Source organism: Aureimonas phyllosphaerae, assembly GCF_047943035.1.
Lineage (GTDB): Bacteria > Pseudomonadota > Alphaproteobacteria > Rhizobiales > Rhizobiaceae > Aureimonas > Aureimonas phyllosphaerae.
The window spans coordinates 466790-479406 of record NZ_CP181348.1 but is presented as its reverse complement, the minus strand read 5'-3'; the positions used below and the strand labels follow the sequence as shown (position 1 = coordinate 479406).

The following is a 12617-nucleotide window of genomic DNA, read 5'->3' as shown; positions in this document are numbered from 1 at the left end:
CCTTGCAATCGCCGGTCGGATCGTCGCAGAACCGCAGTCGGTGGCCACGATCGGTCTGTCGCCCTTGCTCTGCCCGCCGGGCCGCCTCATCTTGAGCCCGATGAACCGACGACAGATCTTTCAGCTCCTGGGGCTCGGCGCCGCGGCGACCGCCACGGTCGCAGGCACGAGGACCGCGATGGCCGGCAATCGCTATTACGACGGCCCATCGAGCGACCATTTCGACGGGACGCGCTTCTTCAATCCGGGCGGCATCGAGCCACGCCCCTTCACCGACGTCCTGCGCTGGCGCTTCGGCGGGGGCGGCGAGCGCGCCGTCTGGCCGGAGCGGGTCGCAAGCCCGTTCCCGGCGGCCGTGCCCGACGCGCGGGTCGAGGACCTCAGGCTTACCATGGTCGGGCATGCGACGCTTCTCGTGCAGGTCGCCGGTCTCAACATCCTGACGGACCCGGTCTGGTCGGAGCGCGTCTCGCCGGTCTCCTTCCTCGGGCCACGGCGCGTCGTCGAGCCGGGGATCGCCTTCGAGCGCCTGCCCAAGATCGACCTCGTCCTTCTCAGTCACAATCACTACGACCATCTCGACGTCGAGACGCTGGCGCGGCTGAAGGCCGAGCACGATCCGCTGATGGTCACGCCGCTCGGCAACGACCGCATCGTGCTCGACGCGGTGCCGGGCATGCGGCTTCAGGTCGGCGACTGGGGCGACCGGATCGAGACGCCGGATGCGGTGATCCATGTCGAGCCCGCGCACCACTGGTCGGCGCGGGGCCTTCGCGACCGGCGCATGGCGCTGTGGGCGGCGTTCGTCGTGGAGACGGCAGCCGGCCGCATCTACCATATCGGCGACACCGGCTTTCACGAGGGCATCAACTACCGCGCGGCCGCCGCCAAGCACGGCGATTTCCGCCTCGCGATCCTGCCGATCGGCGCCTACGAGCCCCGATGGTTCATGGCCGGCCAGCACCAGGGGCCGGAAGACGCCGTGGCGGGCATGGTGCTGGCGAAGGCGCAATATGCGGCCGGCCACCACTGGTCGACCTTCCAGCTGACCGACGAGCCGATCGACGAGCCCGGCCGGCTCCTCGCCGAGACGCTGCGTCAACGCGGCATCGCGCGCGAGCGCTTTCGCCCGATGCTGCCGGGCGAGGTCTGGGACGTGCCGAAGGCCTGACGGTCAGCCGCGGTCCGGACCCCGCGCCCCGTCCTCGGCTCTCCCGTTGCGCCGGTCGCTTCGGGGGAGGAAGCGTTCGGACATGCGAACGACGGTGAGGATCACGGTCCCGAACGCCAGCCCGATGGCGACGAGCCGGAACTGACCGGCGCCCGATGCGATGCCGAGCGCGGCGGCGAGCCAGATGTTGGCGGCCGAGGTGAGGTTGTGGACGCTGCCGCGCGAGACGAAGATCGCGCCGGCCGCGACGAAGCCGACAGCCTGCGCCAGTCCCTGGATCACCCGCAAGGGGTCGAGCCCACTTTCGCCCGCTGCCGAAAGGCTGGCCTGGAGCTCGAGCGCCGAAACGGTGATGAAGGCAGAACTGAGAGCGACGAGGGCATGGGTGCGCACGCCGGCCGAGATGCCGCGCAGCTCGCGGTCGAGACCGAGCAGCAGCCCCGAAAGGGACGCCAGTCCGAGCCGCCAGACGATGTCCCAGTCCGTCATGGGTCGCCCCCGCCATCCCGTTGCATCGAGGATGCCAACGGCAAGGCGGGGGCGGCCGTTCCTCAACCGCTAGACGGCTAGCCGACGAGATCGGCGAGGCCGATCGGGAAGCGGCGGATGCGGCGACCGGTGGCATGGCGCACCGCATTGGCGATGGCGCCCCCGGTGCCGGTGATGCCGATCTCGCCGACGCCCTTGATGCCGAGCGCGTTGACGTGCGGGTCGTCCTCGTGGACGAGGATCGCCTCCATCGGCGGCACGTCGGCATTCACGGGGATGCGGTACTCGGCAAGGTCCGCGTTCATGACGCGGCCCGTCCGGCGATCCATCACGGCGTGTTCATGCAGGGCGAAGGAGAGGCCCCAGATCATGCCGCCATAGAGCTGGCTCTGCACCATGCGCGGATTGATCACGCGGCCGGCGGCGAACGCGCCGACGAGGCGCATCACCCGGATCTGGCCGAGGTCGGGATCGACGCTGACCTCGGCGAACACCGCGCCGTGGGCGTGCATGGCGTAGGTCTCCTGGGCCGCGGGGTCGGCGGCCGCCTGGCCGTCGGCCTCGATCGTCTCCAGACCGGCCCGGCTGAGGATCGCGCCGAACACCTCGCCCCGGCTCTCGTCGTCCCGGCGCACGAGGCGACCGTCGCGCGCGAGCGTGCCGATGTTGCCCGCCCCGAACAGCGGCGAGGCCTCGTCGGCGGTGGCGATCTCGGCAAGCTTGGCGATCACCGCCTGGCCGGCCGAATGGAGCGCCATGCCGGCGGTCGCCGTGTGGCCCGAGCCGCCCGCGATGCCGGCGTCCGGCAGGTCCGACGTGCCGGCGCGGAACTCGACGCGTTCGATCGGCAGGCCGACGGCGTCGGCCGCGATCTGGGCGAGCGCCGTCCAGGCGCCCTGGCCCATGTCGTGGGCACCCGTTTCCAGAAGCCCAGAGCCGTCGGCGCGCAGGGTGGCGCGGGCCTTGGCCTGGAACATCAGCGCCGGGAAGGTCGCCGTGCCCATGCCCCAGCCGAGAAGACGTCCCGCCTTGTCGCGCATCGAACGGGGCTCCGATGGCCGCCCCGCCCAGCCGAAGCGGCGGGCGCCCTCCTCGTAGCAGGTGCGCAGCGCCTTCGAGGAGAAGGGCTTGCCGGAGATGGGCTCATGCTCGGCATAGTTCTTCAGCCGGAAGGCCAGCGGATCCATACCAGCCGCCTCGGCCGCCTCGTCGATGGCGCATTCGAGCGCGATCGAGCCCGACGCTTCGCCCGGCGCGCGCATGAAGAGCGGGGTGCCGGTGTCGAGGCGCACGCCCTCGTGCGCGGTGCGGATCGCGGGCGCAGCGTAGAGCGTATGGGCGATGTCGGCCGCCGGCTCGAAGAAGTCGTCGAAGGTCGAGGACGCCGTGCGGGTGCGGTTCTCGATCGCCGTCAGCGCGCCGTCGGACTGGAGACCGACGCGGATGTGCTGGCGGGTCGGCCCGCGATGGCCGACGGGGCCGTACATCTGGTCGCGGCGGAGCACCAGCTTGACCGGACGCCCGGTCAGGCGCGCCGCCATGATGCCGAGCACCTGGGGACCGGCCGGAAAGCCCTTGGAGCCGAAACCGCCGCCGAGATACGGGCTGCGGATGTAGATGTCGGTCGGTGCGATGCCGAACAGGCCGGCAAGGCGCTGCTGCGCCATCGCGAGCGCCTGCGTCGGCATGTCGAGAATGAGCTTGTCGCCCTCCCAGCGCGCCACGACCCCGTGCGGCTCCATCGCATTGTGGTACTGGGCGGGCGTCTCGTAGGTCGTGTCCACCACGAGCGCGGCCTCGCCGATCCCGGCCTCGACGTCGCCGATCGCCGCCTCGGCCGGGTTTCCGGCGCCGACGACCTCGGGCACGAAGCTCTCGGCGTCGTCGAGGGTCACGCGCGCCGGCTCGGCCTCGAAGCGCGGCTTCAGGAGCCGCGCGCCTTCCGTCGCGGCTTCCAGCGTCTCGGCGATCACCACCGCGATCGGCTGGCCGGCATAGCGCACGTGATCGTTCTGCAGGAGGTCGAGCCGGAACATGAACGGGTTGGTCTTGGCGTCCGGGTCCATCGCCAGCTTCGGCCGGTTGGCGGTGGTCATCACGTCGACGACGCCGGGATGGGCGCGCGCCGCCGCCTCGTCCATGGAGACGAGCCGCCCGCGCGCCACCGTGGCGGTGGCCGGCACGGCGTAGAGCATGCCGGGCGGATGGTTATCGGCGGCAAACGTCGCGGCGCCCGTCACCTTCAGGACGCCCTCGCGGCGCGTCATCGGCTGGCCGATGTTGGAGCCGTGGCGCATGCGCGCCGGATCGTTGGTGAGGCCGATCTCAGACATGGAGCATTCCTTCCGGAACCGGGGCGAAGGGGGAGCCGGGCAGGGCGGGCACGCGCTCGGGCGTGCCGGCCGCCGCCAGCTGCAGGGCCCGCGCGACGAGGCGGCGGGCGAGTTCGATCTTGTGCGCGTTGTCGCCGGACGGGCGGGCGCCCGCGAGCGCCGCTTCGGCGGCTTGCTCGAAGGCCGCCGTGCCGGGCTCGGCACCGTGGAGAAGCGTTTCCGCCTCCACCGCGCGCCAGGGCTTCAGCGCGACACCGCCGAGCGCGATCCGCGCCTCCGCGATCCGTCCGTTCTCGATCCGCAGCATGGCGGCGGTGGAGACCACGGCAAAGGCGTAGGAGGTGCGCTCGCGCAGCTTGAGATAGCGGGCGTGCGCGGCAAAGCCGGCGGCGTCCGCCGGCAGGCGCAGCGCCGTGACGATCTCGCCCGCGCGCCGCTCGGTCTCGATCTCGGGCGTGTCGCCGGGCAGGCGGTGGAAGTCGACGAGCGGCACCTCGCGCCGGCCCTCCGGCCCTTCGAGTTCGACCACGGCACCGAGCGCTGCCAGCGGCACGCAGAAGTCCGACGGGTGGGTGGCGATGCAGCTGTCGCTCCATCCGAGGATGGCGTGCGAGCGGTTCTCGCCGCCGCGTGCATCGCAGCCGGAGCCCGGCTCGCGCTTGTTGCAGGCGCTTGCGGTGTCGGCGAAATAGGGGCAGCGCGTGCGTTGCAGGATGTTGCCGCCGGCGGTCGCCGCGTTGCGCAACTGTCCCGAGGCGCCCGACAGCAGCGCCTCGGCGATGGCCGGGAAGCGCGTGGCGAAGGCGCGGTCGTGCGCGAGATCTGCGTTGCGCACGAGGGCGCCGATCCGGACGCTGCCGTCGGTTTGGGTCTCGACCGTCGACAGGCCCGGCAGGCGGGTGAGGTCGACGATCCGTTCGGGAAGCGTGACGCCGCCCTTCATCAGGTCAAGGAGGTTGGTGCCGCCGGCAAGGCACGCCGAGCCCGGCCGCGCGGCAGCCGCCACCGCTTCGGCGACGGTCTCGGGGCGAATGTAGTCGAAGCGGTTCATGCCGCCTTCTCCTGGCGCGTGCCCGCGATCGTGGCCTCGGCCTCGATCACCGCCTCGGTGATGCCGGCATAGGCGCCACAACGGCAGAGGTTTCCGCTCATCCCTTCGCGGATGCGCTCGGGGTCGCCGTCGGTCTGCGCTTCCCCGATGAGGCCCACCGCGCTCATGATCTGGCCGGGCGTGCAGTAGCCGCACTGGAAGCCGTCATGGGCGATGAAGGCGGCCTGGACGGGATGCAGTTCGCCGTCCTTCGCCAGGCCCTCGATGGTGACGATGTCGGCGCCGTCGTGGGAGAGGGCGAGCGACAGGCACGACACGACGCGCCGCCCGTCGACGAGGATGGTGCAGGCGCCGCACTGGCCGCGATCGCAGCCCTTCTTGGTGCCGGTGAGGCCCTCGCGCTCGCGCAGGAGGTCGAGGAGGGTGACCCGGGGATCGTCGAAGATCACCTCGCGCCGTTCCCCGTTGATGGTCAGTTGAATCGAGTGGTTCATGCCGTCACCCTTTCGGTGATATGTCGAACCGGATGTGTCGGAACCGGGAGCCAAGGGGCTCGGCGCCGATCGGGCGGAGGCGGGCCGGCCTTTCTTCGAAGGCCGATGCACCGCAGGCCAATTATACGGAGGCGACCTCCGTTTACAAGACTGGAGGCATTCCAATTCCGGAGATGGAAACTGACGCTCCGAAGGCAACGCGCAAGATCCGGGCAGACGCGGCGAAAAACCGCGATCGTCTGCTGACGGCGGCGGCGGAAGTCTTCCGCGTCGCCGACGGGAGCGCGAGCCTCGAGGCCGTGGCGCGCCGTGCGGGCGTCGGCATCGGGACGCTCTATCGCCATTTCCCGACGCGCGAAGCCCTGTTCGAGGCGGTCTACCGTCGCGAGGTCGAACAACTCGCGCAACTCGCCGAGACGCTGGCTCTGAGCGAGCCGCCGCTGTCCGCGCTCCGCCTGTGGCTGCGCGAGGAGGTTCGCCTCGTCGCCACCAAGCGCGGCATGCTGACGACGCTGGCGCTCGCCATCGACAGCGGTTCGGAGATCTACGCCTTTTCCTTCCGGCACCTGACACGTGCCGTCGGCATGCTGCTCGAGCGCTGCGTCGAGGCGGGCGAGATCCGGGGCGACGTCGGAGCGGAAGACCTTCTCCAGACCCTGATCGGCCTCTGCCTGATGGCCAAGCAGGCGGACTGGGAGGACAACGTGATCCGCCTGATGGACGTCTTCGTCGACGGCATGCGGGCCGGCGGGCGGAAGGGGGAGGGGATTCATGAACGAGGGTGACGGCGCGATCCTGCGCGAGGTCTTCGAGGCGGCGCTGCGCCATGCGATGCCGGCCGGACGGTTCGAGGGGCTTCTGCCGGAGCGCCCGCGCGGGCGCACGCTGGTGCTGGGCGCCGGCAAGGCCGCGGCGTCGATGGCCGCCGCCTTTGAGGATGCCTGGGACAGCCCTTGCGAGGGGCTCGTCGTCACCCGCTACCATCATGCGGTTCCGACCCGTCGAATCGAGGTCGTGGAGGCCTCCCATCCCGTGCCGGACGCGGCCGGCGAGGCGGCCGCACGGCGCATCCTCGACCTTGCCGAAGGCGCGGGTCGCGACGATCTCGTGGTGGTCCTGATCTCGGGCGGCGCGTCGTCGCTTCTCGCCCTGCCGGCGCCCGGCGTGACGCTCGCCGACAAGCAGGCTATCAACCGCGCGCTGCTTCTCAGCGGCGCACCGATCGACGCGATGAACACCGTCCGCAAGGCGCTCTCGCGAATCAAGGGTGGGCGTCTCGCCCGGGCCGTCGCCCCGGCCCGCCTCGTCACCTACGCGATATCGGACGTGCCGGGCGATGATCCCGGCACGATCGGTTCGGGACCGACCGTTGCGACAGCGAGCGGCCCCGACGAGGCCTTTGCGATCCTCGATCGATACAAGATCGCGCTGGAGGATCGCATCCGCGATGCCATCCTTGCCAATGCAGAGACTGCGCTGCGCGAGGACCGCGGCGATTTCCACATGCTGGCGACGCCGATGATGGCGCTGGAAGCGGCGGCCGAGGCGGCGCGCGGCCTCGGGCTCGAGCCGGTGATCTGGGGCGATGCGATCGAGGGGGAGGCGAGTGCGGTCGGCGCCGAGCACGCGGCCCGCGTTCGCGCCGCGCCAGTCGACCGGCCGACCCTCTTCCTGTCGGGCGGCGAGACCACGGTGACGGTGGGAGCCAATGAACGGGGCGGGCGCGGCGGGCGCAACAGCGAGTATCTCCTGTCGCTGGCCCATGCCCTCGACGGGCAACCCGGCATGTCCGCGATCGCCTGCGACACCGACGGGATCGACGGGTCGGAGGACAATGCCGGCGCGTGGTTCGACGCCTCGCTGGTGGCGGACGCCGCAGAGCGCGGGATCGATCTCGCGCGGCACCTTCGCGACCACGACTCCTACACGCCGTTCGCGGCGCTGGATCGGCTGGTGGTGACGGGTCCGACCTTCACCAACGTCAACGATTTCCGCGCGATCCTCGTGCGCTGAGCGGCGGCCTCAGGCCGCCGCCGGCTCGAGATGCTGGAGGAGCGGGACGGGACGCTGGGCCGGCTCGCGCCGCGTCGTCCAGCGCGCGCCGATGTCCTCGCTCGCCTGCACCGCGAGCGTGATCTCGTCGCCGTGCTGGAAGCCGTAAAGCGGCTTCGTCTGGCCGAACTCGGCCCATTCGCGCATCAGCATGTCCCAAACGGTCGGCGTTTCGAGGACCCGGCCGAGCATCCAGAGGAGCTTCGATTTCTTGAGGCGCACCGAGCCGTAGGCTTGGAGGTCGTGGAAAAGGGCATGGAGAAGGTCGGGTTTCATCAGGGGATCCAGGGGTTCGTTTCGTCTCCCTGATATGGGTATCAAACCGTTGATCTGCAACGATTATGAGGCTTTCCGGGACGCCGTGTGGGCGATGAAATTGCGGATTTCGCGCATGCGCCGCTCGGGCTCCGTCACCTCCCGGTCGAGACCCAGCTGCCAGGCGAGGTCGCGCCGCTCCGGCTCGGCATCGAGCGCCTCGATCCGCCGGGCATGGGCTTCCAGCGCCGCCTCGTCGGCGACGAGCTTTTCCTCCAGAAGGTCGTCCTTCTGGCGGCGAAGCGCGGCGGCGATCTCGGCGAGCGAGAGTTCGGGGTGGTACTGTACGCCCCAGAACGTGCCGGCCCCGTGGCGGATCTCGACCGCCTGGACGGGTGTCGTGCGGGTGCCGGCAAGGATCCTCGCCCCGTCGGGCAGGACGGACACTTCGTCGGAATGCATGGCCGGCGCGTCCCAGGTCAGCGGGCGACCGGCGAGCAGCGGATGGACGCGCCCGGCATCGGTCGCGACGATCCCGCGCACGAACCCGGCTTCCATGCGCGGCGAGCGTGGCTGGCAGCGTCCCCCAGCCGCGACGCTCGCGATCTGAAGACCCGCGCAGGAGCCGAAGGCGGGCACGCCTGCCTCGAAGACGCGCGTCATGAACGCGGCCGCCGAGCGCGTTTCCACCGTGTCGGCATGCATCTGGATCGGCGATCCCGACAGGACGATGCCGTCGAACGCGCCGAGAGCCTCCGGCGAGGGCGGTGTCGCCCCGTCGACGCAGGAGACGGTCTCGCACTCGATCTCCGGTCGGATCGTCCGCAGCGTATCGGCATAGGTCTCGTCGGACGCGGCGCCGACGTCGTTTCGCCGGGCCTCCCGCTGGTCGGGGGTCTCGCTGGCGACGATCAGGAAGCGAAGGGGCAAGGCGGATCTCTTCGGGTCATGCGGAATTGGCTCATGAGGCAACGCGAGGGCGCCTGTATCGGGCACGGGCCGGAATGTCGCAGGGCCGCCCATGTTGGCAGACGGCTACGAAGACGGCGGGGAACGCGGGCGGCGGACGGCGGCTTCACCCGCCGACGATCCGGGCGACAACGCCCGGTCCGCAAACGACATCGAGGCGCCCCATGGCCGACAAGACGCTGCACGACCTCTTCCTCCACCAGCTGAAGGACACCTACTTCGCGGAGAACCAGATCCTGAAGGCGCTGCCGAAGATGATGGAGGCTGCCGTCTCCACCGATCTCAAGTCGGCGCTCGGCGTCCATCTCGACGAGACCAAGGGGCAGGTCGCGCGCCTCGACGAGGTGTTCGGGCTTCTGAACACCAAGCCCGAGGGCGTCGAGTGCCAGGCGATTCTCGGCATCATCGCGGAAGGGCAGGAGGTGATGGAGGAGTTCGGAGGGTCCGAGGCGCTCGATGCCGGGATCATCGCCGCCGCACAGGCCGTCGAGCACTACGAGATCACGCGTTACGGCACGCTCTACGCCTGGGCCGGCCAACTCGGGCTCGACGAGGCCGCCGATCTCCTCAAGGAAACGCTGATCGAGGAGGAGAACACCGACGACATCCTGTCGGACCTTGCCGAGAGCTCGGTGAACGCGCAAGCAAGCGACGCCTGACGGGGTGCGCCGTCAGCCGAAGACGAGCGCCCAGAGGCCTTGGAAGACGCTGGTTCCCGCCAGCGGGCCGAAGAGCAGCATCGCGAAATTGACTGCAAGGACCCACATCAGCACCCGCTCCCCGCGCTTCGACAGGCGGGGGGTGGGCTTGATCGGCTCGGGCGGTCGCCAGTTTCGGTATTCGAGGAACATCGACGGTCTCCCCGGTGAAGGATCGAGAATGCGCCCGCTTCGTCCCGCCCGCAACCCGGTCCCGCCCCGTTGTGGCGATCAGCCCCAGGGCTGGTAGACGACCGCCAGGAGCGCGAGGACGAGCGCGGGCGGCATGACCACGAAGCCGAGCCTCAGGAAGGCCATGGCACCGAAATCGAGGTTTTCGCGGCGCAGCGCCGTCAGCCAGAGGATCGTCGCCAGCGAACCGGTGACCGACAGGTTCGGCCCGATGTCGATGCCGACGAGGATCGCATCCACCACCTTCTGCGGCAGGTCCGCCGCCGTCGTGAAGGCGCCGGCCAGAAGACCGAGCGGCAGGTTGTTGGTGAGGTTGGTACCGAAGGCGAGCGCGGCGCCGGAGGCGAAGGCGCCGGCATCGGGCGCCGCGTTCAGCGGGCCCTGCAGTGTGTCGATCAGCGTCGCCTGCAATCCGCTGACCTCGAGCGCACGCACGATCACGAAGAGGCCCGCCACCATCACCAGCGTGTCCCAGGAGACTTCCCGGACGAGCGGCAGCGGGCTCGAGCGCTCGCCGATCGTCACCGCAAGAGCGGTGAGAAGGCCCGCGACCAGCGTCGGTGGTCCGAGCTCCAGTCCGATCGCCGAGGAAACGAGAAGCACGAGTGCGGCGGCGACGAGGCCGATCGCCGCGATCCGGCCGCCGAGCGAAAGGGCCGGAATGGCGACATTGGTGTCGGTGGTGCCGACAAGCTCGTTCCGCTGCGTCCAGCGCAGGAGCCAGAACGTCGCGAGGATCGACAGGACCGAAGGCAGCGTGAAGCGCGCCAGCCATTCGCCGAGCGCCGGCATGTCCGAGCCGAACACCACGAGGTTGGCGGGATTGGAGATCGGCAGCACGAACGAAGCGGCATTGGCGACGAAGGCGCAGATCAGGAGATAAGGCAGCGGCGAGGCGACCTTGGCAGCTCTGGCGACCGCGATCACCGCCGGGGTCAGCACGACGGCCGTCGCGTCGTTCGACAGGAACACGGTGACGAGCGTGCCGATCAGGTAGACGAGGAGGAACAGGCGCTGCGGCGAGCCCTTCGCGGAGCGGGCGGCAAAGGCTGCGAGATAGTTGAACAGCCCCTCGCGCCGCGCGGTGCCGGCCAGAAGCATCATGCCGGCGAGGAACAGGTAGACGTCGGTCCCCATCTCGACGCCGTGGGCGGCTTCCTGCCAGGGCAGGAGGCCGAGCACGACGAGAAGCGCGGCGCCCGCCACCGCGAAGATCCACTCCGGCCAGTTTCCCGGCCGGAAGATCACGCCGAAGACGGTAAGGGTGCTGATGACCCAGGTGACGATGGGGAGGCTCGAGGTCATGGGCCGCAGGGTCGTGTGGCTCGCGGGCGGCAGGCCCCGAGGCGGTGGTCGGAAACGGGCGTGGGCTGCCTTGAGGTCTCGTCAGTCGCCCGAACAGGCGGCCGCGACCTTGGGCGAGGAGACGAGCCATAGCACCAATCCGCACATCGCAAAGGCCGCGAGCGACAGATAGGCGGTGGAATAGCCGAAACTCGTGACGATCGCGCCGGCGATCGCGGGGCTTAGCGACGCGCCGACGCCTTGGACCGTCATCACCGCGCCCAGCCCTGCATTGATGTGCCCGGTGCCGCGCAGCATCCGCGCGACGAGGCCGGGCACCGCGACACCCAGGAGGCCGGCACCGACGCCATCCAGCATCTGCACGGGGATCAGCGCATAGGGGTTCGGCCAGAGGCCGGCGATGAGGCCGCGGACCGGCAGCGCCACGAGGGCGGCCACCAAGAGCAGGAAGTAGCCGCGCCGGCTGGCGAACCCGGCGGCGAGCAGCGCGATGGGGATCATGGTCAGCTGCGCGATAATGACGGTGGCCGCCGTGTAGGACACAGGGTCGGACATAAGCGCCTGCAGCGTCGAGGGCTGGCGCACCGGCTCCGACGCCGGACGACCGGCGGTCGACTGGCCGGGTGCGACGGCCGTCGTGGTGGTGTCGGCTGCGGTGTTCGGCGTTGCGCTGGCCGTGCTGGTTGCCGCTCCCGTGGTCGTGTCCTGCTCGGCCTGGGCCGCCACCTGTTGGCCGAGAAGCGGCAGCATCGCGCCGTTGCCGAAGTGGAAGAGCATGAGGGTCGCGGCGAGGATCAGGAGCGGGCGGGACTTCCACAGGACGCTGAAACCCGACGGCGCCTCGCGCTCCGCGCCCTCCTTGCGGTCGAGACCGCGCGCGACGTCGTGGTCGATGTCGTCCGGGCGGATCATCAGGACGGCGACGATCGATCCGACCGCCATCATCGTCATCAGGATGAACACCGCCGGCAGGCCGAACTCGTAGCCGAAGAAGCCGGCGCCGGCCGCGGCGAAGACGTTGCCGCCGTGGTTCCAGGCTTCGTTGCGCCCGAGCTGCGGGGCGAGGCCCTTCTGGCCGACGAGGCCGAGCGTCAGGCCGGCAAGCGCCGGGCCGATCGCGGCACCCGCGATGCCGGTCGCGATCTGCGACGCGGTCACGAAGGCGAAGGTCGGCACGAAGAGGATGGCGAGCGATGCGACGATCACGAGAGCGGCGCAGAAGCCGACCATGAAGCGCTTGGCGCGCGAGGCGTCGGCAAGCGCTCCGAGCGGCGTCGTCGCCAGCATGCCGGCGATGCCGCCGATCGTCATCACGAGGCCGATCTGCGCCGCGCTCCAGCCCTGACCGACAAGGAAGATGCCGAGAAATGGCCCGAGACCGTCGCGCACGTCGGCCAGAAAGAAGTTGACCGCCCCCAGCGCGCGGATCGAGCGCGAGGGCGTGGACTTGACCTGCGCACTCGGCGCGGCGGCGATCGTGCTCATGCGTTTTCGTCCCCGAATGACCGTCGCGCCGGAGCGCGCCACCTGCGTTCAGCCGGCTATCAAGTCCGCGTGAGGTGGTTTGGTTGCGTCCCCGCCGCGCGATTTCGTCGCGTCGCATCCTCT

13 protein-coding genes are annotated in these 12617 nt (G+C 70.3%); 4 read left to right on the top strand and 9 right to left on the bottom strand.

What is annotated here, in order from left to right:
- Positions 1-178 precede the first annotated feature (178 nt).
- Positions 179-1171 carry an MBL fold metallo-hydrolase gene (locus ACLNGM_RS02170; protein ID WP_416358539.1) on the top strand — a complete coding sequence of 331 codons (993 nt, stop codon included), beginning with the start codon at positions 179-181 and terminating at the stop codon, positions 1169-1171.
- 3 nt (positions 1172-1174) lie between these two features.
- On the opposite strand, the gene ACLNGM_RS02165 is transcribed toward ACLNGM_RS02170, so the two are convergent.
- The 4 genes from ACLNGM_RS02165 to ACLNGM_RS02150 all read right to left on the bottom strand — a co-directional run bounded on the left by ACLNGM_RS02165 (position 1175) and on the right by ACLNGM_RS02150 (position 5538).
- Positions 1175-1660, bottom strand: a complete 486-nt coding sequence (locus ACLNGM_RS02165) for an MgtC/SapB family protein (protein WP_416356999.1) — start codon at positions 1658-1660, stop codon at positions 1175-1177.
- 77 nt (positions 1661-1737) lie between these two features.
- Positions 1738-3993 carry a xanthine dehydrogenase family protein molybdopterin-binding subunit gene (locus tag ACLNGM_RS02160; RefSeq protein WP_416356998.1) on the bottom strand — a complete coding sequence of 752 codons (2256 nt, stop codon included), beginning with the start codon at positions 3991-3993 and terminating at the stop codon, positions 1738-1740.
- Complete coding sequence (locus ACLNGM_RS02155; RefSeq protein ID WP_090962394.1) at positions 3986-5044, bottom strand: FAD binding domain-containing protein; 1059 nt, start codon at positions 5042-5044, stop codon at positions 3986-3988. Before ACLNGM_RS02155 ends, ACLNGM_RS02160 begins: the two co-directional genes overlap by 8 nt.
- Positions 5041-5538: a (2Fe-2S)-binding protein gene (locus tag ACLNGM_RS02150; RefSeq protein ID WP_090962395.1), complete on the bottom strand. Its 498-nt coding sequence runs from the start codon at positions 5536-5538 to the stop codon at positions 5041-5043. The genes ACLNGM_RS02155 and ACLNGM_RS02150 overlap by 4 nt, the downstream gene beginning before the upstream one ends.
- A gap of 173 nt (positions 5539-5711) precedes the next feature.
- On the opposite strand from ACLNGM_RS02150, the gene ACLNGM_RS02145 reads away from it, so the two are divergent.
- Together ACLNGM_RS02145 and ACLNGM_RS02140 are read left to right on the top strand one after the other, a co-directional pair.
- The gene (locus tag ACLNGM_RS02145; RefSeq protein WP_416356997.1) at positions 5712-6323 is read left to right on the top strand and encodes a TetR/AcrR family transcriptional regulator; all 612 of its coding nucleotides are present in this window, start codon (positions 5712-5714) and stop codon (positions 6321-6323) included.
- Complete coding sequence (locus ACLNGM_RS02140; RefSeq protein WP_416356996.1) at positions 6310-7551, top strand: glycerate kinase type-2 family protein; 1242 nt, start codon at positions 6310-6312, stop codon at positions 7549-7551. The genes ACLNGM_RS02145 and ACLNGM_RS02140 overlap by 14 nt, the downstream gene beginning before the upstream one ends.
- 9 nt (positions 7552-7560) lie before the next feature.
- Here the strand turns inward: ACLNGM_RS02140 and ACLNGM_RS02135 are convergent, their stop codons facing one another.
- Together ACLNGM_RS02135 and ACLNGM_RS02130 are read right to left on the bottom strand one after the other, a co-directional pair.
- Positions 7561-7866: a hypothetical protein gene (locus ACLNGM_RS02135; protein WP_090962401.1), complete on the bottom strand. Its 306-nt coding sequence runs from the start codon at positions 7864-7866 to the stop codon at positions 7561-7563.
- Between the two features lie 63 nt (positions 7867-7929).
- Positions 7930-8775, bottom strand: coding sequence for a type 1 glutamine amidotransferase (locus tag ACLNGM_RS02130; RefSeq protein WP_244545945.1), 846 nt, complete (start codon positions 8773-8775; stop codon positions 7930-7932).
- A 203-nt stretch (positions 8776-8978) separates the two neighbouring features.
- Here ACLNGM_RS02130 and ACLNGM_RS02125 point away from each other — a divergent pair, with 203 nt between their 5' ends.
- Positions 8979-9473 (top strand): ferritin-like domain-containing protein, encoded by a 495-nt coding sequence (locus ACLNGM_RS02125; protein ID WP_416356995.1) that lies wholly within the window; start codon positions 8979-8981, stop codon positions 9471-9473.
- Between the two features lie 12 nt (positions 9474-9485).
- Here the strand turns inward: ACLNGM_RS02125 and ACLNGM_RS02120 are convergent, their stop codons facing one another.
- The 3 genes from ACLNGM_RS02120 to ACLNGM_RS02110 form a co-directional block, all read right to left on the bottom strand.
- The gene (locus ACLNGM_RS02120) at positions 9486-9665 is read right to left on the bottom strand and encodes a hypothetical protein (protein ID WP_090962407.1); all 180 of its coding nucleotides are present in this window, start codon (positions 9663-9665) and stop codon (positions 9486-9488) included.
- Positions 9666-9743: 78 nt separating this feature from the next.
- Complete coding sequence (locus ACLNGM_RS02115; RefSeq protein ID WP_416356994.1) at positions 9744-11009, bottom strand: arsenic transporter; 1266 nt, start codon at positions 11007-11009, stop codon at positions 9744-9746.
- An 81-nt stretch (positions 11010-11090) separates the two neighbouring features.
- Positions 11091-12494 (bottom strand): MFS transporter, encoded by a 1404-nt coding sequence (locus ACLNGM_RS02110; protein WP_416356993.1) that lies wholly within the window; start codon positions 12492-12494, stop codon positions 11091-11093.
- Between the last annotated feature and the right edge of the window lie 123 nt (positions 12495-12617).